The sequence below is a fragment of the uncultured Brachyspira sp. genome, from assembly GCF_949287625.1.
In the GTDB taxonomy this organism is placed as follows: Bacteria; Spirochaetota; Brachyspiria; order Brachyspirales; family Brachyspiraceae; genus Brachyspira.
Genome location: NZ_CASEGO010000001.1, coordinates 100,986 through 123,537, shown reverse-complemented (window position 1 = coordinate 123,537; position 22,552 = coordinate 100,986). Strand labels below are relative to the sequence as shown.

The 22,552-nt window shown below is 28.4% G+C and carries 23 protein-coding genes; 12 read left to right on the top strand and 11 right to left on the bottom strand.

Going from position 1 to position 22,552, the window contains the following annotated elements:
* The first annotated feature begins 27 nt into the window (after positions 1-27).
* From Q1X91_RS00680 to polA, 4 genes are all read left to right on the top strand, one after another.
* Entirely contained in the window at positions 28-414 is a 387-nt protein-coding gene (locus Q1X91_RS00680; RefSeq protein WP_300752361.1) for a rod-binding protein, read from the top strand.
* A 55-nt stretch (positions 415-469) separates the two neighbouring features.
* Positions 470-907 carry a DUF2752 domain-containing protein gene (locus tag Q1X91_RS00675; RefSeq protein ID WP_300752360.1) on the top strand — a complete coding sequence of 146 codons (438 nt, stop codon included), beginning with the start codon at positions 470-472 and terminating at the stop codon, positions 905-907.
* A 101-nt stretch (positions 908-1,008) separates the two neighbouring features.
* Positions 1,009-2,334: a TonB-dependent receptor gene (locus Q1X91_RS00670; protein ID WP_300752358.1), complete on the top strand. Its 1,326-nt coding sequence runs from the start codon at positions 1,009-1,011 to the stop codon at positions 2,332-2,334.
* A gap of 59 nt (positions 2,335-2,393) precedes the next feature.
* Positions 2,394-5,174, top strand: a complete 2,781-nt coding sequence (gene polA, locus Q1X91_RS00665; protein WP_300752356.1) for a DNA polymerase I — start codon at positions 2,394-2,396, stop codon at positions 5,172-5,174.
* Positions 5,175-5,773: 599 nt separating this feature from the next.
* On the opposite strand, the gene miaA is transcribed toward polA, so the two are convergent.
* The 3 genes from miaA to gmk are packed head-to-tail and all read right to left on the bottom strand — an operon-like array spanning position 5,774 to position 7,693.
* A complete protein-coding gene (miaA, locus tag Q1X91_RS00660) occupies positions 5,774-6,697 on the bottom strand; it encodes a tRNA (adenosine(37)-N6)-dimethylallyltransferase MiaA (RefSeq protein ID WP_300752355.1) in 924 nt (307 codons plus the stop codon).
* 5 nt (positions 6,698-6,702) lie between these two features.
* Entirely contained in the window at positions 6,703-7,116 is a 414-nt protein-coding gene (locus tag Q1X91_RS00655) for a hypothetical protein (RefSeq protein ID WP_300752354.1), read from the bottom strand.
* 25 nt (positions 7,117-7,141) lie between these two features.
* The gene (gmk, locus tag Q1X91_RS00650) at positions 7,142-7,693 is read right to left on the bottom strand and encodes a guanylate kinase (RefSeq protein WP_300752353.1); all 552 of its coding nucleotides are present in this window, start codon (positions 7,691-7,693) and stop codon (positions 7,142-7,144) included.
* Between the two features lie 555 nt (positions 7,694-8,248).
* On the opposite strand from gmk, the gene gltX reads away from it, so the two are divergent.
* From gltX to Q1X91_RS00635, 3 genes are all read left to right on the top strand, one after another.
* Positions 8,249-9,694, top strand: coding sequence for a glutamate--tRNA ligase (gene gltX, locus Q1X91_RS00645; RefSeq protein WP_300752352.1), 1,446 nt, complete (start codon positions 8,249-8,251; stop codon positions 9,692-9,694).
* Positions 9,695-9,711: 17 nt separating this feature from the next.
* Positions 9,712-10,104, top strand: a complete 393-nt coding sequence (locus Q1X91_RS00640) for a response regulator (protein WP_300752350.1) — start codon at positions 9,712-9,714, stop codon at positions 10,102-10,104.
* A gap of 78 nt (positions 10,105-10,182) precedes the next feature.
* Positions 10,183-11,142 (top strand): glycosyltransferase, encoded by a 960-nt coding sequence (locus tag Q1X91_RS00635; protein WP_300752348.1) that lies wholly within the window; start codon positions 10,183-10,185, stop codon positions 11,140-11,142.
* Between the two features lie 81 nt (positions 11,143-11,223).
* Here Q1X91_RS00635 and Q1X91_RS00630 read toward each other — a convergent pair whose 3' ends face one another.
* The 5 genes from Q1X91_RS00630 to Q1X91_RS00610 all read right to left on the bottom strand — a co-directional run bounded on the left by Q1X91_RS00630 (position 11,224) and on the right by Q1X91_RS00610 (position 14,485).
* The gene (locus Q1X91_RS00630; protein WP_300752346.1) at positions 11,224-11,433 is read right to left on the bottom strand and encodes a hypothetical protein; all 210 of its coding nucleotides are present in this window, start codon (positions 11,431-11,433) and stop codon (positions 11,224-11,226) included.
* Between the two features lie 21 nt (positions 11,434-11,454).
* On the bottom strand, positions 11,455-11,901 hold the full coding sequence (locus Q1X91_RS00625) for a CAP domain-containing protein (RefSeq protein ID WP_300752344.1): 447 nt from the start codon (positions 11,899-11,901) through the stop codon (positions 11,455-11,457).
* A gap of 78 nt (positions 11,902-11,979) precedes the next feature.
* Positions 11,980-12,927 (bottom strand): ADP-glyceromanno-heptose 6-epimerase, encoded by a 948-nt coding sequence (gene rfaD / locus Q1X91_RS00620; protein ID WP_300752342.1) that lies wholly within the window; start codon positions 12,925-12,927, stop codon positions 11,980-11,982.
* Between the two features lie 24 nt (positions 12,928-12,951).
* Positions 12,952-13,410 carry a D-glycero-beta-D-manno-heptose 1-phosphate adenylyltransferase gene (gene rfaE2, locus Q1X91_RS00615; RefSeq protein WP_300752340.1) on the bottom strand — a complete coding sequence of 153 codons (459 nt, stop codon included), beginning with the start codon at positions 13,408-13,410 and terminating at the stop codon, positions 12,952-12,954.
* An 85-nt stretch (positions 13,411-13,495) separates the two neighbouring features.
* Positions 13,496-14,485, bottom strand: coding sequence for a LacI family DNA-binding transcriptional regulator (locus Q1X91_RS00610; protein ID WP_300752338.1), 990 nt, complete (start codon positions 14,483-14,485; stop codon positions 13,496-13,498).
* 441 nt (positions 14,486-14,926) lie between these two features.
* Between Q1X91_RS00610 and Q1X91_RS00605 the strand changes: the two genes are divergently transcribed.
* Both Q1X91_RS00605 and Q1X91_RS00600 read left to right on the top strand, forming a co-directional pair.
* Entirely contained in the window at positions 14,927-15,181 is a 255-nt protein-coding gene (locus Q1X91_RS00605; protein ID WP_300752336.1) for a DUF4160 domain-containing protein, read from the top strand.
* 2 nt (positions 15,182-15,183) lie between these two features.
* Positions 15,184-15,435, top strand: a complete 252-nt coding sequence (locus tag Q1X91_RS00600; protein ID WP_300752334.1) for a DUF2442 domain-containing protein — start codon at positions 15,184-15,186, stop codon at positions 15,433-15,435.
* A gap of 175 nt (positions 15,436-15,610) precedes the next feature.
* Here Q1X91_RS00600 and Q1X91_RS00595 read toward each other — a convergent pair whose 3' ends face one another.
* The 3 genes from Q1X91_RS00595 to Q1X91_RS00585 all read right to left on the bottom strand — a co-directional run bounded on the left by Q1X91_RS00595 (position 15,611) and on the right by Q1X91_RS00585 (position 20,257).
* Entirely contained in the window at positions 15,611-16,198 is a 588-nt protein-coding gene (locus tag Q1X91_RS00595) for a PIN domain-containing protein (RefSeq protein ID WP_300752332.1), read from the bottom strand.
* Positions 16,191-16,892, bottom strand: a complete 702-nt coding sequence (locus tag Q1X91_RS00590) for a hypothetical protein (RefSeq protein ID WP_300752330.1) — start codon at positions 16,890-16,892, stop codon at positions 16,191-16,193. The genes Q1X91_RS00595 and Q1X91_RS00590 overlap by 8 nt, the downstream gene beginning before the upstream one ends.
* Positions 16,893-16,990: 98 nt before the next feature.
* Positions 16,991-20,257, bottom strand: coding sequence for an N-6 DNA methylase (locus Q1X91_RS00585; protein ID WP_300752328.1), 3,267 nt, complete (start codon positions 20,255-20,257; stop codon positions 16,991-16,993).
* A gap of 432 nt (positions 20,258-20,689) precedes the next feature.
* On the opposite strand from Q1X91_RS00585, the gene saoT reads away from it, so the two are divergent.
* From saoT to saoC, 3 genes are read left to right on the top strand one after another with little or no spacing between them, the layout of a single operon-like run.
* Positions 20,690-20,953, top strand: a complete 264-nt coding sequence (saoT, locus tag Q1X91_RS00580) for a thioredoxin-like (seleno)protein SaoT (protein WP_020003912.1) — start codon at positions 20,690-20,692, stop codon at positions 20,951-20,953.
* Positions 20,954-20,960: 7 nt separating this feature from the next.
* Complete coding sequence (saoE, locus tag Q1X91_RS00575; RefSeq protein ID WP_300752324.1) at positions 20,961-22,067, top strand: efflux transporter SaoE; 1,107 nt, start codon at positions 20,961-20,963, stop codon at positions 22,065-22,067.
* Positions 22,061-22,513: a Cys-Cys-COOH (seleno)protein SaoC gene (saoC, locus tag Q1X91_RS00570; RefSeq protein ID WP_300752323.1), complete on the top strand. Its 453-nt coding sequence runs from the start codon at positions 22,061-22,063 to the stop codon at positions 22,511-22,513. The genes saoE and saoC overlap by 7 nt, the downstream gene beginning before the upstream one ends.
* The last annotated feature ends 39 nt before the right edge of the window (positions 22,514-22,552 follow it).

Here is a 22,552-nt window from a genome sequence, read left to right as displayed (position 1 = left end):
ATATAAATTTATTATTAGGGATAAATTATGAACATAACTGATAAATATAATTTGAGTATGAATAGTGCCAATATTTCAAAATTAGAAAATACAAAAAAACAGTATGGAAATGCAAAGTTTTCTATAGATGAAAGTGTACAAAATGTATCCGATAATAATGCTGTGTCAAAGTATGGAAAAGATTTTGAAAAAAAACGTCTTAGACAGGTATCGGAAGATTTTGAGGCTTTAATGATTAATCAAATGCTTAAAGAAATGAGAAAAACTGTAGATAAAAGCGGTTTGATAGACGGAGGTATGGCTGAGCAAATATTTGAAGATATGCTTTATGATGAATATGCAAAAGAATTTTCGAAAACAAAAACTTTTGGTCTTGCCGATATTATATATAATCAAATGGAAAAATATGTTTGAATATTTATTATATTCAATTTCTTAATATCTGTAACCTATAATTTTTTATAAAGTTATGAAGATATTAAAATTTATATTATTGGCTTTTATAGCTTTATTTATCATTTATGACAGTAAAAATCATCTTAAATATTATAATATAGAAGTAGGAGAACTCTGTTTAATAAAAAGAACTACAGGTTTTCCTTGTCCTGCCTGCGGTATGACTAGGGCACATATAGAAGTTTTTAGATTAAATTTTAAAAAAGCATTTTATTATCACCCTTTATTTATACTTCCTTCTATTATACTTGCTATCATTATATTAAGAAATAAATCAAAAACAGCAGATTATATCTACAATAACAAATATATAATATTTGCAGTTTTATTTATTTTTATTGCAGTCTATATAGTAAGATTTGTATTATTATTTCCGTATAAAGAGCCTTTTACATATAATTATGACAATAATTTATATATAGTATTGAAAATTTTTAAAAATATATTTTAATATTTTTATAAGTTTTATATATAAATTATTTTCCAAAATATTATTTTTTTGGTTTATCTTTTATAGTTGGAATTTTCTTTAATAGAGTACAGGAATATAAAATGAGAAATATATTATTAGTGTTATTATGTATGTTTTTATATTCCCCTCTTTACTCACAAGAGGAAGCTTATGATTATGAAAATACTGATGATATTCAGGTATCGCATAAAGAAAAACAGCTTCTTATAGACAGGGCAATTATAATTAGAAAAAGTCAGATAAAAGCCTCAAAATCCAAAAATATAGCAGAATTAATTAAAGAGTATGCTAATATAGATATAAAAAATAAAACAGTATATTCTCAGTCTACTTTTATATTAAATGGTGAAATATTAAATAATGAAGAGAAAAAGGTTTATCTTTTTTTGTATGATAAAAATAATATAGATTCTATAGATATCAATTATTATGTTTTGAGCGGTTCTATAGTGTATAATATTTTAAGTAAAAAATATGCTGAATCAGAAAAGGTTTTATATGTTAATTTATCGAGAGATGTTCAAATGGATTCTGATAAAACTATTAAATATAAAAAAACACAGACAAATGAAAGCAAAACTACAGGAAAGATGAATTTACTTGAATATAATTTAAAAAATGAAAATAATAATTCATTGAAATTTAATGTTAATACTTCCGGAGAGGAAAGGGGAGGAAGCACTAAGAAAAGTACGGCTGCTGATTTTAGGTCATATGTTAATGGAGATGTAAATTTTAATGTAAATCCAGTAAAACAAATAACACTCACAGGTAAATATTTTGTTAATATGCAGACAGATATTGCCCTTCTTAATAAGGGATATACTAATAATATAAAATCGCAGAATCTTTATCAGGGAGGAAATGTAGGACTTTCATTAAAGCCCCATGATATAGTAACAATAGAGGCTGTATATTTTGTAAGTTCTAAGAAAAATTTATTAACTAATAATAATCAGTATTTAACTACTCAAGGAAGCAAAACAAGTATAACGTTCAGTATACCTGTAAAGGATATTAATTCTACAATAAAAATAAAAGGTAATTATTCGTATTTAGTAGGACAAAATTTGTATAATGTAAGCGTACAAAATGATAGTCTTCCGGGGCTTCCAAGGCATCAGTTTAATACTTCTCTTGAGTATGTATATAGTAAAAACAGCAAATTTGAATCAAGTATTCTTCTTAATGTTCAGTATATAGGTGATAAATACAATAATACAACAAAATCAGAAGCAGATAAATCCTATACTACTTTTGATGTAATAAGTTCATTTGTGTTTCAAAAAGATATATCATTAAAATTGGGTATAAAAAATATATTGGATGTAAAATATGAAACTATTAAAGGATATCCTATATCAAGCAGAGAATATTTTGTAAATGTTTCTGCCAAATTACGATAATAATTAAGTTATAGTTTAATATTTATTAATCTATTAAAATAACAGTATATGGAAATATTATGAAAAAAACTTTTCTTATTATCGATGCCTTCGGTATACTTTACAGATACCACTTTATTTTTCTAAAAAGACCTCTATTAAACTCTAAGGGGCAGAATGTTTCATCTATTAATGGTTTTATGAGAACTTATTTTTCTCTTATAAATACCTATCCTGCAGAATATACGGCTATAGCTTTAGACAGCTCAAGAAAAACATTTAGAAATGAAATATATAAAGAGTATAAAGAAAACAGAGAAAGTATGCCTGATGATTTAAGAAGCCAGATACCTATACTTTATAATTTGATAGATGCTTTGGGAATATCAAGAATAGTTCTTGATAATTATGAGGCTGATGATATTGTAGGAACTATTGCTGAAAAAAATAAAAAAGAGAATATTAAAACTATTATTTACTCTCCAGATAAAGATATACTTCAGCTTGTTTGCGATGATGTTAGGGTTGTGGCTAGCAATAAAGATAATGAGCTTATGGAGTATGATAAAGAAACTGTTAAAGAGAAGAGAGGAGTTTATCCTAATCAGATAATAGATTTGCTTGCTTTAATGGGAGATGCTTCTGATAATATACCAGGAGTTAAGGGTGTAGGGGAGAAAACTGCTTTAAAACTTCTTGAAGAGTATAAGAGTTTGGACGGAATATATGAAAATATTGATTCTATAAAAGGAAAAGTGCAGGAAAAATTAATAGAATCAAAAGACATGGCATATATGAGCTATAAACTTGCTACTATAGAAAAAAATATAAAAGATTTTAATTTGGATTATAATGAGATAGCAAAAAATAAAATAAATATCGAAGAAGTTAATAAGATATTAGATGAACTAGAATTAAAACAAATAAGAGATAAAATTAATTCTTATATATACGGAGTAAGCAGCAAAAAAGAAGAAAAGGTTAAAATATCAAATAATACTGCTGATTCATCTAAAGCTGAAGAAAATAAAGAAGATAAAAAAGATGAAAGTCCAATACTAAGTGCCAAAGATAATAAAGCAAGCTATTATTTAATAGAAAATGAAACAGAATTAAAAAATTTATTAAATGATATTAATAGTAAAAAATTAGTATGCGTAGATTTTGAAACTACAGGTCTTGATGTATTTAAAGATACTATAATAGGAATATCTTTTGCGATAAGGTCTAATGAAGCATTTTATTTAGATGTGGGCGGAAGAACAAACATAGATAAAGATAAATGTTTAAATATGGTATTTGAGACATTGGCTAAAGAAGATATAAAAGTTATAGGGCATAATCTTAAATATGAATACAAGATGATGAGAGCTATTAATAAAAGTTTTGGAAATATGTATTTCGATACTATGGTAGCTGCATATTTGATTAACCCGACAAGAGGAAGATATAATATGGACGATTTGGCTATAGGATATCTTTCATACAATACTATTAAGTACAGCGATATAACAGATAATGCCAAAAAAACTTTATTGGACGTGCCTTTAAAAGATGTTGTTGAATATGCATGCGAAGATGCAGATATAACATTCAGATTTTATGAGTGCTTTGCTCCTCTTTTAAAAACACATAATCTTGAGGAATTATTTTTTAATATAGAAATGCCTCTTGTAAGCGTACTTGCCGATATGGAGTTTGACGGAGTATATATAAGCAGCGAAAAAATGAAAGCATTATCCGATGAATACTCTTCTCTTTTAGAAAAAACAAAGAAAAAAATATATACAGAAGCAGGAGAGGAGTTTAATATTCAGTCTCCTAAACAGCTTGAATATATATTATTTGATAAAATGGGAATACCTCCTACTAAAAAAACTAAGACAGGATTTTCTACCGATGAGGAAGTATTAACAGAACTATCACAGAAATATAAAATAGCTGAGTATATTCTTACGTATAGAAAATATGCAAAATTAAAAAATACTTATCTTGATGTATTTCCTACTTTGGTAAATGAAAAAACTGGAAGAATACATGCTTCATTTAATCAGACAGTAACGGCTACTGGACGTTTATCATCATCAGAGCCTAATTTGCAGAATATTCCAGTAAGAGGTGAAGAGGGCAGAGAGATAAGAAATACATTCATAGCTGAAAAAGGAAATTTACTTATAGCAGCAGACTATTCTCAAATAGAATTAAGACTATTAGCACATTTCAGTAATGATCCTGCATTAGTAGAAGCATTCAAAAATAATGATGATATTCATAGAAAAACAGCAATGAAAATATATTCAGTAAGTAAAGAGCATGTAACTGCCTCAATGAGAAATATAGCTAAAATAATAAACTTCTCTATTATTTACGGTAAAACAGCATTCGGACTTTCAAAAGAGCTTGGCATAAAACGAAAAGAAGCTGAAGATTTTATAAAAGGATATTTTTCAACTTACTCAAGGGTAAAACCTTTCTGCGAGGAAGTTGTTGAGGAAGTGAGAAATAAAGGCTATGTTCGTACTATGTGCGGAAGAATTAGAGATTTATCGAAGACTATAAACTCATCAAATGCTATGGCTAGAAATGAGGCTGAAAGAATGGCTTTAAATACTCTTATTCAGGGAAGTGCAGCTGATATGATAAAGGTCGCTATGGCTGCTATACATAAAGAGTTTAAAAATCATTTTAAAACTGCAAAAATAGTTATGCAGGTGCACGATGAATTAGTAGTGGAAGTTTCAGAAGCAGAAGCTGATAAGGCTATGACTATAATGAAAGAGATAATGGAGCATTCAGTAAAAACTAATGTGCCTATAACAGTTGATATACATAAGGGCAACAGTTGGGGCGAGGTTCATTAAAATTATTATATAAATATTAAATTTGGGTATATACTGGAACACTTTTATTTTGTCAATTGGTACACATTATACAAAATTATCAACTTTTTTGCCGCACAAAAAAGTTGCAAAAACGCAATTACTAGAACTTTATACTTTAAAGATATGTATTAAACGTATGGTAATACCCGAAATTTGGTCTAAAAATGCAGTCTTTTCGCCACAGGCGTACAGCGTATGGTTCTTTGTGCCACACCTGCCTACGGCACGCAGAGCGAGGCGGACAGGCGTCACAAAAGAAGTGGGGTTGCCGAAGGCACGCAGAGTGGGCACGACTGTGTACTTCGTAGGGCTAGTCCCAACAAATACTAAAATTTAAAAATTTATTTTTTGACAAACTGTATTTGTTTAGGTATATACTGAAAATTTTTAAGTTTGTCAATTTTTTTATTCAACTTTTTTGATGCCCACAACATACTTAACCGTACTTCCTTCGGTAGCAGGCTGCTGACAACACCACAGGTAGACTTCATTGGCACACTTCACGAAAGTGCAAGTATGATAAATTGACAAATTATAATTATTTATGTATAAATTTAATAATGTTATTATTTCACTAATTAAATATTATAAAAATTTTTTATTGTTTCAGCTGCTTTATCCAAATCATTTTCATTTATTCTTATATGTTCTTCTCTTCTAAACCAAGTAAGCTGTCTTTTAGCAAAATTTCTAGTACGCTTTTTTATAAGTTCAATAGTTTCTTCCAGAGACATAGAATTATTAACTAAATAATCATAAACTTCTTTATATCCTATAGCCTGCATAGATGTATAACTATTATCAATGCCCATATCTATGAGTTTTTTTACTTCATCAACAAGACCGTTTTGAAACATTATATCAACACGTTTGTTTATATTATCATAAAGAATGTCCCTATCAATATCAATTATATAACTTAAATATTCTAAATCAATTACAGGTTTTCTCTGTTTTTTTAATTCTGAAAATTTTTTTCCAGTGTTATAGTAAACTTCCAAAGCTCTAACGACTCGTCTGCTGTTAAACCTATCTATATTTTCAGCAGCTTCTTTATCTATTTCTAAAAGTTCAGAGTATAGGTTTTCAAGTCCGTATTTATCTATTCTGTCATAAAGCTCTTTTCTAATTTTAATAGAATTTTCTTTGCTGTCATTTTCTTCATCAAATATTCCGTATTTTATAGCGTCTATATAAAATCCTGTACCGCCTACACCAAATATAGGTTTATTATCAATACTTTCAATAACATTTTTAAATATATCAAGGTATTCTTTTATATTGAAGTTAATATTTGGTTCAAGGATATCAACCATTTTATAGTTATATTTATTAATTTCTGATTTGGCGGGTTTAGCTGAGCCTATATCCATATATCTATAAACTTGTATAGAGTCTATAGATATTATGGCGGCATTATTAAAATATTTGTCTATTAATTTATGAGCAAAACTGCTTTTTCCTGATGCTGTAGCACCAGATATAAAAACTATTTTTTTCACTTTATTTATTCATCTTTCTTTTTAGAAGCTCTTTTCTTCTTTTTAGGTTTTTCATCATCTTCCTGATAATCTTCATAATCATCATCAGAATCATCTATATCAGCAGCTGTATATTCTGCTGCTGTTTCTTCTTCTGAAGTATCTTCATCAGATTTGTATTCATTTTCATCGTATACAGTTTCAGTATGTCTGAAAGGTGCTTCTTCATCTATAGTCATATCAACGCCTTCTTCATATTCATACTTAATTTTTCCGTCAAGTATATTTTTCATAACAGTAGGTATGTATTTTCCGCCTCTGTATTTAGTTTCTCCTTTAAGAAGTGAAGAACCATTTTTGGCTAATTCTATCATAGCTCTGCTAAGTTCATAGCGGTTACCTTTATATTCTATAAGTTTCTCTAACGGTATTATACCCATATATTAAACTCCATATAATTGATTTTTATAGTTTAGAATTGATAGCTTCTTCTAATTTTGTATAAGCTTCTTCAATATCATTATTTTCTATAATAACATCGAACTTATCTTTATATTCTAATTCTCTTTTGGCATTCCATATTCTAAGTTTGATACTCTCTTCTGTTTCAGTTCCTCTTTCTTCTAGTCTTTTCTTTAATTCTTCTATAGAAGGAGGGGTTATGAATATATAATTGGCATCTATACCTTTTTCTTTTATATATAATGCTCCCTGAATATCTATATCCAGTATTAATATAACATTTTCATCATCGGCTTTTTCTAATTCTTTGAAAGATGTTCCGTAATAATTATCATGTACAGAAGCCCATTCTATAAAATCGCCTTCATTGATCATTTGTTCAAACTTTTCTTTGTCTATGAAATAATAGTCTTTGCCTTCTACTTCATTAGGACGCTGAGGTCGGGTGGTATAAGAAACGCTGAAAGTTGCGTTGGGGTGATTGGATAGATATTTTTTTATTAAAGTAGTTTTACCTGCAGCTGATGGGGCTGTAATAACAATGATATTACTCATAGTACACCAAATATAGAATTGTGATTAAGTATATCATACTGCTTAAAAAAAAGCAAGTTCTAATATAAAAAAATCAATAAACTTGTTTCAAAACTCAATTTATTAATGTATAGTTTTTTAATTTAATATTTTTTTAATATGGCTGGGCTTTTGCATCACTATGCATGTTTCTAAAAAACAAGTTCTTTTACCTGTGACCTAAGAAATACTGTTAAGTATATGTGGTATCTCTCTCTGTGTGACTTCGTAGGAGAAAGAACTGCATTTATATATCTTATACAACATGTAAGGCATTTATTGAATTTATATTATCTAATTTAACATATAATAACAAACTTGTAAAATTTTTGTCAAGTAGTTTTTAAACAGGTCTAATTAAATATATATAATTCAATTAATACATACTGTAAACAAATATCGTTAATCTTAAATTAAGATATTTATAATTATTATTTTGCTTAAAAATTTATTTTTGCATAAAACATTTATATTAATTGATATTTATTTGTTTTGATGTATAATTAGGAAAGTTTAAAAGAACAAGGAGTAATTTTTATGTCGGATATAAGAGTTCGTTTCGCTCCATCTCCAACAGGTTTTTTACATATCGGAAATGCTAGAACTGCATTATTTAATTGGCTATATGCCAAAGCTATAAAAGGTAAATTAATTTTAAGAATAGAAGATACTGACCAAGAAAGAAGCACAAAAGAAGCTGTTGACATGGCTATAAAATCATTAAAATGGCTTGGTATAGATTGGGACGAGGGTCCTGAAGTTGGAGGAGATTACGGACCATATTTTCAGTCTGAAAGACTTGATATATATAAAAAATACACTGAAAAACTAATGGAAGAGGGTAAAGCATACTATTGTTTTTGTACTTCTGAAGAGTTAGAAAAGAAATCTAATATGCAGAGAACTCTTAATCAGCCCATTATTTATGACGGTAAATGTAAGGATATACCTTTAGAAGAGGCTAAAAGAAGGGTAGCTAATGGAGAGCCTGCTAAAATAAGATTTAGAGTGCCTAAAGGACAAGTTGTTGCTTTTGATGATTATGTAAGAGGTGTTGTAAAGACAAACAGTGATGAAATAGGCGATATCATTATTGTAAGAGAGAATGGTTTTCCTACTTACAACTATGCTGTAGTTATAGATGATATGCTTATGAAAATATCACATGTTATAAGAGGTGAGGATCATATATCAAACACTCCGAAACAGATACTCATTTATCAGGCATTAGGTGCTGAAGTTCCTAGATTTGCTCATACTTCCTCAATACTTGGAAATGACAGAAAGAAATTATCAAAAAGACATGGGGCTGCAACCTTAATGGAATATAAAGATGAAGGGTATCTTCCTCAGGCTATGAGAAACTTTTTAGCTTTGCTTGGCTGGACGCACCCAGATGCTTTAGAGACTATGGTTGATGATGATATGATTAAAGCTTTTAAATTAGACCGTTTCTCCAAAAGTCCTGCTATTTTTGATACAGCCAAATTAAGACATTTAAATGCTTGGCATATTAAAAATACTGATTTGGACGAAATAACTAAATTATTTATACCGTATTTGGTTAATGGCGGATTTTTAAAAGAAAATTATACGGAAACTGAATATGCTTGGGCTAAAAAGCTGGTATCAGTTATAAGATATAACTGTGTTGTTTTATCAGATATTGTCAAATATGTACCAGTATTTTTTGAGAATGATTTTGAGCTTACAGATGAGATGAAGGAACTTGTAAACAAAGAAGAAAGCAAAAAACTTCTTCAATTCATAAAAAATGACATAGAAAATACTGATGAAATCACAGATGAATATATGAAAGCCTTAATTAAAAAAGCACAGAAAGAAACAGGATTAAAAGGACCTAATCTATACCACCCAATACGTTATGTATTGACTGGAAGTGCCGCAGGAAGCGAATTGTCTCATATATGCGAACTTCTGGGCAAAAAAAATGTTCTTTACAGACTATCTAAATACATTTAATATTGGGGAATTAAAATATGATAAATGGTAAACCTTTAATACTTGCTGTAGATGACGAAGAGCCTATTAGGGATCTTATAACATATACTTTAGAACCTCATAATCTTGAAGTTGTTACAGCAGAAAACGGCAAATCTGCTATAACTATATTAGAACATAATCCTGTAGATGTTATTATTACAGATTTGCTTATGCCTTCTATGACAGGGCTTTCTCTTATAAGAGAGATGAAGAAAAGAAAGAGTTCTATACCTATTATAATAATTACTGCTTACGGCAATACTGAAATGGTAAAAGAAATTATTGCTGAAGGAGTATTCAGACTTATAGAAAAGCCTCTTGATTTTGATGTATTAGTTCCAATAGTTTATGAGGCTATAGAATATAAAAATAAGCAGGAAAATAAATAAATTAGTTATTTATATAAAAAAGGCTTGAGTTTAATTAAAAAACTTAGGTCTTTTATTTTTTATAATTAAGGAATGATTATGTTTTTTTTCAATAAAAAATTACACTTTCCTCCGCAGCCTGCATCAGGAGATAGCTATACTAATTTCAAACATATTAACGATGAGAAATTATATACTGATAATGAATATGCATTAGAATTCTTAAAAAATAGTGTAAATAATTATACCGCAGATAAAGAAAATATTTCTTATCATTCATATTGGTATGGTAAGATAAATGAAAAACATGTTTTTTCGATAAAATCTCTTTTATGTACACAAAAGAATAAAAAAGTATATTTATGGCTTGATAATAAAACTATAAAAGAAAATTCAAACAATAAATATATTAGTGAAATAGAAAACTATATTGAGATAAAAACTTATAATCCAAAATTTGAAATAAAAAATACATGCTTTGAAAAATTTGATTATATTTTTAGTCAAAATAAAAATTTACCAGCTAGAGCAGATGCTTTTAGATTATTAATACCATATAAATATTTATCTGAAAATAAATATGAAGGTGTAATATATTTTGATTTGGATGTACTTTTTTTAAGAGATTTTTCAAATATATTAAATGATAGTTTCTGTTATCAATGGGAAAAACAGCCTTATGCTAATACAGCGGTATTATTTTTTGATAATGAGAATATAATAGAAAATACTATTAGCTCTATAGATAAATATAAAACGGTTTTACCATGGGTGGTATTTAATTTTTCCAATTTAGAATTAAAAGATATGATGGTTTTTCCTTGTACTTATTTTGACCCTGTTTGGAATATAACAGACAAAACAAAATATGATTATCCTATATTGTATCCTGATGATTTTTTTAAAAATTATTCTGGAAATATAACATCATATAAAGAATTCTTTACTGGATGTTATGCATATCATTGGCACAATCAATGGAATGTAAAACCAGACAGTAATTCATTATTCAATAAATTTCATGAGGAATTTAACTATATATTAAAAAATAATAAATAGTTATAAACTAAAAAATAATAAAAGGCTTGAGTTAATAAAAACTTAAGCCTTTTTAATTTTTCACAGCAAAATATTGACAAATCAATCAAAAAGATTCTCTATTTTTTCTCCTGCTTCATCTAATGCTTTCTCAGCTTTCTCACCTGCTTTTTCCATATTTTTTTCTGCTTTATCCATTGACTTTTCTATTTTGTCAGTTACTTTATCAATTTTCTTTTCCACTTTGTCATCTTCGCATGATATAAATATCATTGAGATTATCATACAGGAAATAAAAATAATTTTTTTCATACAGTTTTACTCCTAAAATATTTATTCTGCTAATGAACAGTAAAGTATAGCCCAATATGTATTCTTAGCATTTTTATATATTCCAATGCCAATATGAGTATAATCCATATCTAATATAGAAGACGAATCGCTAGGATCTTTAATCATAGCTTTGAAAATACCGCTTGCTGTTTCATATCCAGTTCTTATGGATTCTCCGTAATATGCAACTCTTATACCGTTTTCTGCATATATGGTATGCATTTCGCTTCCGTCAGGTCTTTTAGATTCGAAAACTTTAGATATCTCTTCTGCCCTGATAGCTGCTGCATTTTGCAAATCTTCATTTGTTTGATATGCCTCAAGTCCTGCTTTTTGCCTCTCCTCATTTATTAACTCAAGAAGTTTTGCTGACTGCTCGGGATCTTGAGAGAATAAAGGCAATGCTAAAAATAAAATGCTAAATACAATAATACTTATCTTTCTCATAATAAAATCCTAAAAAAGTTTATATAAATATATAATCATTATAAAAAATAATTGTAAAACATTTTATACAACTTTTTTTTACATTAAATAACCGCTGCTTTTTTCCAAAACTTCAGCATATTTTTTCACACCAGTATTAACATTCATAAAATCTTTATTGTATCCAGCTGCTCTCAATTTTTTCAAATCTGCCTGAGTGTATTTTTGATATTTACCATTTAAAGCATCTGGAAATCCTATATATTCTATTTCAGAAGATTTGTAAACTTCTCTTAAAGCCTTTGCTATTTCTACAAAACTTTCAGCATTTCCAGTACCGCAGTTAAATATACCAGATTTATTTTCATTTTCAAAGAAGAAATTATTAACTGCCGCTACATCATCAATATGTATAAAATCTCTTAAAAAGTTTTCGCTTCCTTCAAATATTTTCATTTTTTCTCCTGCTTTTATTTGATTAAACAAGTGAAAAGCAACAGAAGCCATTCTTCCTTTATGATTTTCCTGCGGACCATAAACATTGAAATATCTAAGTCCAACTACCTGACTTTGAACCTTATTTTCTTTGAACAATTTATTTAAATATCTGTCAAACTGATATTTGGAAAAAGCATAAACATTCAAAGGATATTCATTTTTTTCGTTTTCTTCAAAGCCGTTATCTCCGTTTCCATATACTGAAGCACTTGAAGCATAAAAAAGTCTTATTTTCTTATCCAAACATACATGTAAAATATTTTTAGTATATTCATAATTATTTTTCATCATATATTTACCGTCTGTCTCCATAGTATCAGAACAAGCACCTTGATGAAATATTGCTTCTGTTTTATTATTATTTACAAAAGAGGCTGCGTCAAAATCCTCTTTATCCATATAATCTTTAAACTTAATTCTATTTAAATTTTTGTGTTTTGAGGCATTTTTAAGATTATCTACAATTAGTATATCATCAATGCCCAAATTGTTTAATCCCCTTACAATATTAGAGCCTATAAATCCAGCTCCTCCTGTTACTATAATCATATTAATAACTCCTATAATTTTATTTTAACTGTTAATTTTTTTTATAATATTTGTAGTAGAATATCCATCAACAAAATCTATAAGTACAGTTTCCTTAGCAAACTCTCTTCCGACAACATCTTCTATTTTATAATCGCCGCCTTTTACCAATATATCGGGCTTTACTATTTTGATAAGTTCAAGCGGGGTATCTTCATCAAATATCGATATATAATTAATACATTCCAAAGCTGATAAAACAATAGCTCTGTCTGTTTCATTATTGATTGGTCTGTCATTACCTTTTAAGCGTTTAACAGAATTATCGCTGTTAAGTCCTAGTACAAGCAAATCTCCAAGTTCTCTTGCTTTTTGCAGGTATTCAACATGTCCGCGATGAAGTATATCAAAACAGCCGTTTGTAAATACTATTTTTTTATTTGCTTTTCTATATTCTGACAGTACATTATTTAACATGCTTCTTTCTATAAGTTTATTATTCATATTTGTTTCCAAGTATAAAATTTATTTAATTATAGCATAGAACATATTAATAACAACAATATAATATTAAGGCTATATATTAAAATTATTTTTTTTCGCTGCCTCTTAAATGAAATTGTGCAGAATAATTATATATTTGTTTTGGAGTATTGAGGCTTTTTTGTTCAAGCAGTACAGTTGTAGCATTAACTCCTATGTCAAAAGCAGGAAATACAACTTCTGATATATTATCATTTTCATAGTATAATGATGGGTAAAGATTTACTAATTTATCGAAAGTAATTATTGATACATCATTAGGTATTGATAATTTTAATTCTCTTAAGGCTTTTAATATTCCTATTGCTAATATTTGATTGGCTGCCAAGATAGAATCAAATTCAACTTTTTCTTTTACTAGAGTTTTTACCATATCATATCCGCTGTAGCTGTTATTAAAATCTCCGTAATAAACTCTATTAATACCATTATCCAAGTTATGATTTTTTATGCTTTCCAAAAATCCCTCTTTTCTTTCTTGGGCATTGCTTAGATTCAAACTCCCTGTTATTATGATAGGATTTCTAGCTCCGCCTTCTATCAATAAATCTGCGGCTTTTTTTGCAGCACTGAAGTTATTAGACAAATTTTTTATATATATATCTTCAAATTCCAAATTTCTATCAACCAATGATATGATATTAGCATTTTTATTATAGGGCAGTTTATCTCTTTTATCTGAAGCTGGAACCCATATTACACCTATACCTTTATCTTCTTCTATTCTTGAGAAAATTTTTATTTCTTCCTCTATAGATTCATTAGTTAAATATATTTCAAAAGGTATATTATTTTTTTGAACCACCGAAACTATTCCATTAAACAAATCCAAATAAAAAGTGTTGCTCAAATCTGGAATAACTAATATCACTCTTTTTACACATTTTATACCAAAGCATTTATCCATGCCGTTATTTTTTAATATATTATTAACTTTATTTCTTGTAGATTCTTTTACAGAATTTGGGTCTTTTAGCATTCTAGAGATAGTAGCAGGCGAAATTCCGCTTATCCTAGATAGTTCTCTTATTTTCAATTTTATATTTCCTCAAAATTATTTGCAAATTTAGTATTTGATAATAAATATCAAAAATATATTATAATATTAGATAAAAAAAATCAATCTATATTATTATTTAAAAAAAAATAATTACTATTAAGAATATTATACTTGTTTTATCATTATATCAAATAAATATTTATAGTATTTTATAATTAGTTTTTTTAATTAGAGTAAAAGCCAATTATAGATTCTATTTGTTTTTCTGCACTATCAAATCATATTTTCTATACAGGCATCCAGCTACTCACCTATCTAGCGCACTCCCACTTGCCGTAGTGGCATTCCGCACGGTATTGCAAAACGTTATCAAACGCCTCCTATACGTGCGGCTGATTACCCAATATTAAACAATAATAAAACATTTGTAAAAACATAATATGCATGTTAAAATTAATAAAAAAATAAGGACTTCAAATGCCTGTTATATCAAGATTTTATGGTATCATTATCAAAATGTACTTTCAGCAAAAAGAACATAATCCTCCGCATTTTCATGCTATATATGGTGAGTATGTTGGAGTTATTGATATAAACGAATTAAAAATGATAGAAGGTGATTTACCTAATAAAGCATGTTCTCTAGTATTGGAATGGGCAAAAAACAACCAAGAGGAACTATTAAATATTTGGAATACACAAAACTTTAAACAATTAGAACCTTTGGAGTAATTATGATTTTCCACAAAATAAAAAATGTTAAAGCTATGGACAATCTAATCTTAAAAATAATTTTTGAAAATGAAGAAGTAAGATATTATGATGTAAAGAATCTAATTTGCGAACATAAAGATTTTGAGATATTGAAGGATATCAATTTATTTACTCTGGTAAAAGTAGATACAGGCGGCTACGGTATTTCTTGGAATGATGAATTGGACATATCATGTAACACCCTATACTATTCTCACTACTCGCCTAGCTAACGCACTCCCTACGGTCGGGGGCTTACCGCCTACAAGCTGTAGCACCTTCCCGCACAGCATCGCCCACATTACTGATAGTCAACAGTATGCGATCGAAGGAAGTACTGTAAAGTATGTGGCTGATTACCAAATAAATATAATCTATAAAACAAAAATTTTATAATTTAAAATATTATCATAAAGGAAGTACATCTTCAATTCCAAGATTTATTTTTGCATCCTTAAATGAGTAAATCTTTAAATTATTAGTTTTATATTTTTTCATATTTTTATCTTCTGTTAGTAACCAAAATTCAGAATATTTATCATTATTATAAATATTATTAGCATAGGCAGATGCTTGAGCTACTATTAAAGCATCAATTTTATGTTTATATTTTTTTGATTTACATACTTCTTTTTTATTATCACATTGACATTCTATTAGGAATCTAGTATTTTTATATAGGTTTCTGTATTCTGTAATAGAGTCTTCATTAAGATCTATAATTTCAACTTTATCAATACCAAAAAAATATTTAAAGAAGTTAAAAATTTTTTTTAATACTAAATTACTATCTTTGTTATCTTTGGATTCTTGGATATTTATATTTAATGATAATTCATGCATTACTAGTGAAGATATTACAAAGACATCTATTTTATTTTTTATAAGTTCAAAACTATTATACCATTCTTTTTCACTCTTATTTAACTCACTTTCTTTTTCTAATAAAAAAGATAATGCACATGTATCTAATACGCAGCAAATTTTATTATTCATCTTTATGCCTCATATCTAAAATTCTTTCTGTCAAATTACTGAAATCTACCTCTTTAATTAGCTCTTGAAATTCTTTATAAACTTTTGTATTATCTATTTTTTCAATAGGTTCTAATTTAAATATCTCTATTCCTTCAGTAATTGTTCCATCAGTACCTTTTTTTACTTTGGCATAAATTTTAACATCTTCATATAAATAAATACCCCATTTTTTAGCAATTTTTTTATCCTTAATTGGAAATTTTATTGTTTGATTATTTATAAGAATATGAATATTAATATTAGGAATTTTACCGCCAACATCTGTAATATGCCCCGCAAAATAACCAACATAATTATATATAATATCATCATATATATAATTATTTTTCACAGATTCAAGTAATACATCATTTTCTTCTATGTCTATTTTATCTATACCGTACCTTTCATTAGGGAAGAACTTAGTACTTAATACATCTTTTATTTTATTAATCCAATTTTCAGATTTTTTATTACTATTTTCTATAAATTCTTCCATATCTAATGAAATAAGCAGAGAGCCAGATTTTATATTATTAAGTTTAAAATTTTTATCAATTTTTCTTATTGTTTTTACAAAATTTTTAATAACAGAAATAGCATCTTCCGGCTTCATATCATTAAGATTGATATTATTTCCTTGTAATTTAAAAGTAATAACTTTATTCTTCATATAAAATATATTAATCAATAATAATAAAAAGTCAAATATTTTTTATCTTATTTTGAGTCAAAAAAGAACAAGTAAAGGTTTGCTTTCTTTCCAAAGAACTAACCCTCAATAATCTTTATTTCTTCATCATTCAACCCATAAAGCGAATAAACAATCTCATCAATATTTTTTTCTAAAGCGGTAGTATCTTTATTTTGTTTTTTTAGTATTATAATTTCATCGACGAGTTTTGTTATATTATTTTTAGTCTTAGAGTCGGCTTCTGGAATGCATAATTTTTCTAAAAAATCTTTTTTGTATCTGAAACCATCATTTCCAAGACCTCCACCTGCAAAAAACTTTTTGAAAGCATACTCCCCAAAACGAGAATTAAGAACACCCAACAAATATTTAATATCTTTTCCTGTCATCAAAAAAGTAGTAGCTTCTGGATAAATACCAGTATCATCATAACTAAAAGACGCCCCACGTACTATTTCAGCGTATATCAATTTAGGTTTATCAAATTCTTCATAATAAGAAGCTGCACATCTCTGTAAAGCATACCATTCATACCTAATTCCTGTTTCTGATTTATTTCTATTTGATAATTTATCTTTATGCTCCAATAAATGATTATAAATAGCTTTATATTGCTTTTTAAATTCTTTTTCTGCTTTTTCAGATGCACCTGTAATACTATCATCTTTATGCAAAGGAAAATGCCAAGGTATAAATAGTAAATATAAACCGCTATTGACATAAGAATACCTTTTAATATCACGTCCCCTAAGTAAAGGCTTTATTAAATCTGCACTCTTTTTATCCTCTTTAATAAGCCTATCTTTAGTTTCCTCATCTATAATAAACGCCTCATTATAACCAGTCTTGATACCATAATTAATTTTTATATCCCAGTCCTTCAAAGCCTTGTACCTGCTAATCTTGTTAAAAATGCTCCTCTCCAAGCCGCTCATTATCACCCATTCTCTGCCAGCCTCACTCACCACAGCGTCAAACTCGGCACTTGCAATCTCTTTCAAACTGCCCGAATATGTAACCCCTTCAAAACTACGCTCGCCCCGAGTATGTTTTTCTTTAGTTTTAGAATAAAAAATTATGTTAACATCCACCGTAGCACTTTCAAACCTGCCTGCTCCCAAATCTATGATACGAAACACATCGGCATTCTTATAAAAATATTCCCTAGTACTAGCTCCATAACCTGCACGCATCCACTTATTAGAAGTTATCAAACTAGCCGCCCCGTCATCGCTGAGAAGTCCCAAGCATTTTTCATAAAACAGCTGATATATGTCCCCAGTCGATTTAAAACTCTCATAACCAGCATTCTGATACATCTCTTTTAATCCCTTAGCCATACCCTGAAGCTGTATATAAGGCGGATTTCCTATCACAATGTCAAAATCTCTATCAATACCAAACTGCACCAAAGGCGAAAAGAACTCAGCCGATTTATTATCAAACGGACACCAAGACAAAATTTTCGCTTTTATACTCTCATCTATAAAAGCAGAATTTTTTACAAACTCCCGAAACTCTTCAAATTTTATTTTTACCCTCTCTTTTTCTTCCAAAGACGAAGCCACATAAAACATTTCAGATATATTTTTCATCATTGTTTTTATGCCCTCTAATACGCTGTACTCAAAAGTTCCTTTCTTTATATTAAAATCCACCCCTATTAACGCATTGGTGCAAAGAAATTGAAACTCCAAATTCGGCAAAGTTCTAATACCCAAATTATGCTCTTTTTTCTCTTTTTTCTCATCAACTACCAAAGATAAAAACGCCCTCAATTTACTAACTTCAATCGCTATAGGCTGTATATCCACCCCATGTATCATACTCTGAAGTATATCAAGTTTATACGCATAGCTGAATTTCTTTGCATCATACAATTTTTTAAACTCAGCCTTAGCCCCAGAAGGCAGCTTATCAATAACATAATTTTTATAATATTCATGATTAGGATCTAGCTTATCAATCACATTAAAAACCCTCTGCAGTATCCCCAAAGGAAAAGCACCGCTTCCGCAGGCAGGGTCTAATATTATCATGTCATGTATATTCTTCAAAATACCCTTTCGCTCTTCGTCTGTATATTTTACGCTCTCATCAACATCAAAAATCCTGTCAATCTTGTTTTTCACCATATCGGGCATTTTCTTATACAGATAAAGTTTTATAGCCTCCATTACCATATAGTCCACAATCTCACGAGGCGTATAAAATGATCCCGTCTCCTTCCTAGCACTCTCTTTTGTCTCTGGGTTTATCTCTGCAAGCAGATTTTCAAAAATACGTCCCAGCATCTCTGGGTCTATGCTTATCTCCACATCAAAAGGGGCACTCTCATCAACAGTGAAATTATACATCTCAAAAAATTCAAACAAACCCTTTATTATCTCATCATCTATACTCTCTACCGCCTCATCGTCCTCTTTCTTTGAAAATAATCCCCCGTTCAAAAATGGTATAGCCTTCTCATAATTATATATCACTCTCTCTTTTGAAAATTTACGCTTCTCCATATCCATATTAAGAACATTAAAAAACAAATCCTCAAGCACATCGCTGTAATAATTTTTCTTGTATTTAAGATTTTCAAAAACACCGCTGTTTAATATCTCATTCGGTATCAATTCCTTCTCCCGTAAAAACCAGCAGAAAAGCACACGTCCCAAAAACCTTAATGCAAACTCTTTAGCCTTGTTTTCGTCATTATCAAAATATTTTATGATATCATTATGTATTTTCTTAAAATATTCCTTAACCCCTTTATAAAACTCCTCATTAACACCCTCTATACTAAAAGCATTTTCTATACTCTCAACACTTCCAAAAATATCGCTTGTAATCCTGCTTGCCGGCGTATGTACCTTTATTCCCTCACCAAGCAAAAAAGTATATCTTTTAGGATTACTGTAATCATCTTTCATTATGATAAGACCATTTTCGCCTTTTACACCTGTCTTGTCATGCTTTACATACGATATCCTATAATTATTTTTATTATCTTCATAAAGTATAAAAAATATACCCTTACCATAATTCCCAGACATTAATATTCTGCTGCAAATCCTAGAAATTTTTACTCTGCTAGCAAGCCTCGTATTTTTTATATATACTTCAAACACCCCAATCGTTTCATTTTCATTTATATTCAAATCCCCAATCCAAATAATGCTATTTAAAAAATCTTTATTTTTTTCTATTATCTCTTCTTCGCCAGACACAGAGCCATATTCTTCTTTAAAATTCTCTCCGAAATGCTCTGCCCATTTTTGTTTATTGTAAGGCTCATCAAATTTAAAATAGTTATTTTGAGTATTAACATTTTTCACACTATTATTTTTTTTCATAATTATTTCCCTTAAAATAAATTGATAGTTAATAATAATACTTAATATAATAATATATTAAAACATCATAAAAATAAACATTATTTATCTAGTTTTTATATACCAAAAAGATTTTTTATTTATAATAAAATAAGTTAGAATATATTAAAAAAAAAACAAAAAGTGATAATATTTAATTGACTTTAATCTAATTTATGTTAATATATGTTTATCATTTATAGGGTATAATTAATATGTTTATAATTAATAATTTAAAGCTAACTTTATTTACTAATCAGTACGCTTTTCCCGAGACACACTCTCTATAATATACCGTGCGTATATTCTAAAAATCATATCTAACAATAATAATTAAATTATTTTAAAGAAATTTTTATATTAGTTTTTTATTTTTTGAAATTAAGTTTTATTAACATTTTATAAGGATTTTTTATGTCTAAAGTATTAGTTGAATTTATTAATACATGCCCAACCTGCGACGGCTACTCATCATTTTTAAACGAATTGCAAAAACAATACAATGACCAAATAGAAGTAAAACTCTATTATGCAGGTAAAGATTTTGATTATTTAGAAAAATACGGAATGGTAGACAGAGGTACATTAATTATAAACGGAAAAGACAGATACGATGTCTTAAGCAAAAAATTAATAGAAAAAGAAATTAAAAAGGCACTAGAAGCACAAAACGCTTAATAAAATTATGATAATGAATTTTTTGTATGTATTTTGGGACTTTCTCCTAATAAGTTCTGAATGGATTGTCATAAGTTTGATATTATCTGGAATAATACATGCTTTTGTACGTCCGCAGGTACTGCAAAAATCAATAGGCAATAAAAAAATATCTTCTTTAATAAAGACTACAATATCGGGAGCAATTCTTCCTATATGCAGCTGCGGAGTACTTCCTCTTGCATTAAGTTTGTACAGAACAGGTGCCTATTTAGGACCTACACTTTCATTTTTGGTATCAACCCCAATAATTAACCCAGCGGCAATAATAGTGGCTTTTGCTATGCTAGGCAAAGAAATTACTATTATATATATATTATGCGGAATATTTCTTCCCTTAATAATAGGAATATTAGGAAATACTTTTGGAGGCAAAGAATTAATAGCTCCTGAAGTTTTAAAATTGCAAAGTATGAATATTAAAATCCCAGAAACTAAATATATAGATAAAACGCCTTGGTACAAAAAATTATACAATGGCATTTTATGGGGATTTAATAATCTTGGAATAGAAATAAGCAGATTTATTTTAATAGGTACTTTATTTGGAGCAGTTTTACTAACGGTTGTTCCTCAGTCATTTGTTATGCAGTATTTAAGCAATCCCAAATTGGTATCAATATTAGGTATAACTTTAGTAGGCTGTATGATGTATGTATGTGCTTTAGGTCATATACCTTTAATAGCAGCTTTAATATCTGCAGGTGCTTCCCCCGGCATAGCAATAACATTTTTGATTACAGGGGCAGCAACCAATATTTCCGAATTAATCAGCATATATAAGCTCATAGGTAAGAGAACTTTAATCATATATCTTGTTTCTATGCTTTTCTTTGGTATCTTGATAGGTTACATTACAAATATTTTATTAACGGATAATTTTACGCCCATCTTTGATTTATCAAATTCTAGTAAGCAGATAGAAATAGCCAATAATATAAATATAACTTTTCCCGATTGGTTTAAGAATATATGTGCTGTTGCAGTTTTATTTATGGGCTTATATTCATGGTTTGTGATAATAGTAAAAAAAATAAAGCTGATTATGAGCAGGGAAAAAGAAGTTCAATGCTGAGGTTATTTTTAGTTTTATGTGTTTTTATATTTGTTTCATGCGGTGATAGTATACAGGATATAAAAAGTGCAGAAGGCATAAATAATGATGAGCTTTACAAAGCCTATATGAAAGAATACTCTGAAAAAGAGCTTCTTACATTTTTGGAGGGAGATTTCAGCGGTGATAATAAAGACGATTTAATAATAATTTACAGAGAGTCTAAGTATTCAAATAAATTGGTTGGTATATACAAAGACTATAACAGCGGAAAAATATTAATGACATCTCCTATACCTGCACCTATAGAGAGTTATACTATGAAGTTTTATAATATAGATGAGAAAGTGCCCAATGAAATTTTGGTGTCTGGTAAAAAAGGGGCTCATATAGGTTTTGCTGTTTATAGGCTTGAAAATGGAGAGTTTATAAGTTTATTTGAAAACGGAATGGAAGATTGCTGTTAAGAAAAAAAATATATATATATAATTTTTTAAGGAGAACAA

Excerpts from the sequence above, each read along its gene's own strand:
- gltX (WP_300752352.1), top strand. The coding sequence starts at position 8,249 with ATGTCGGATATAAGAGTTCGTTTCGCTCCATCTCCAACAGGTTTTTTA.
- Q1X91_RS00595 (WP_300752332.1), bottom strand. The coding sequence starts at position 16,198 with ATGAATAATAAAATTTGCTGCGTATTAGATACATGTGCATTATCTTTT.
- rfaD (WP_300752342.1), bottom strand. The coding sequence starts at position 12,927 with ATGATTATAGTAACAGGAGGAGCTGGATTTATAGGCTCTAATATTGTA.
- polA (WP_300752356.1), top strand. The coding sequence starts at position 2,394 with ATGAAAAAAACTTTTCTTATTATCGATGCCTTCGGTATACTTTACAGA.
- gmk (WP_300752353.1), bottom strand. The coding sequence starts at position 7,693 with ATGAGTAATATCATTGTTATTACAGCCCCATCAGCTGCAGGTAAAACT.
- saoC (WP_300752323.1), top strand. The coding sequence starts at position 22,061 with ATGCTGAGGTTATTTTTAGTTTTATGTGTTTTTATATTTGTTTCATGC.
- Q1X91_RS00585 (WP_300752328.1), bottom strand. The coding sequence starts at position 20,257 with ATGAAAAAAAATAATAGTGTGAAAAATGTTAATACTCAAAATAACTAT.
- Q1X91_RS00630 (WP_300752346.1), bottom strand. The coding sequence starts at position 11,433 with ATGAAAAAAATTATTTTTATTTCCTGTATGATAATCTCAATGATATTT.
- Q1X91_RS00590 (WP_300752330.1), bottom strand. The coding sequence starts at position 16,892 with ATGAAGAATAAAGTTATTACTTTTAAATTACAAGGAAATAATATCAAT.
- Q1X91_RS00680 (WP_300752361.1), top strand. The coding sequence starts at position 28 with ATGAACATAACTGATAAATATAATTTGAGTATGAATAGTGCCAATATT.
- Q1X91_RS00675 (WP_300752360.1), top strand. The coding sequence starts at position 470 with ATGAAGATATTAAAATTTATATTATTGGCTTTTATAGCTTTATTTATC.
- rfaE2 (WP_300752340.1), bottom strand. The coding sequence starts at position 13,410 with ATGAATAATAAACTTATAGAAAGAAGCATGTTAAATAATGTACTGTCA.
- saoE (WP_300752324.1), top strand. The coding sequence starts at position 20,961 with ATGATAATGAATTTTTTGTATGTATTTTGGGACTTTCTCCTAATAAGT.
- Q1X91_RS00635 (WP_300752348.1), top strand. The coding sequence starts at position 10,183 with ATGTTTTTTTTCAATAAAAAATTACACTTTCCTCCGCAGCCTGCATCA.
- Q1X91_RS00670 (WP_300752358.1), top strand. The coding sequence starts at position 1,009 with ATGAGAAATATATTATTAGTGTTATTATGTATGTTTTTATATTCCCCT.
- Q1X91_RS00625 (WP_300752344.1), bottom strand. The coding sequence starts at position 11,901 with ATGAGAAAGATAAGTATTATTGTATTTAGCATTTTATTTTTAGCATTG.
- Q1X91_RS00655 (WP_300752354.1), bottom strand. The coding sequence starts at position 7,116 with ATGGGTATAATACCGTTAGAGAAACTTATAGAATATAAAGGTAACCGC.
- Q1X91_RS00640 (WP_300752350.1), top strand. The coding sequence starts at position 9,712 with ATGATAAATGGTAAACCTTTAATACTTGCTGTAGATGACGAAGAGCCT.
- Q1X91_RS00600 (WP_300752334.1), top strand. The coding sequence starts at position 15,184 with ATGATTTTCCACAAAATAAAAAATGTTAAAGCTATGGACAATCTAATC.
- Q1X91_RS00605 (WP_300752336.1), top strand. The coding sequence starts at position 14,927 with ATGCCTGTTATATCAAGATTTTATGGTATCATTATCAAAATGTACTTT.
- saoT (WP_020003912.1), top strand. The coding sequence starts at position 20,690 with ATGTCTAAAGTATTAGTTGAATTTATTAATACATGCCCAACCTGCGAC.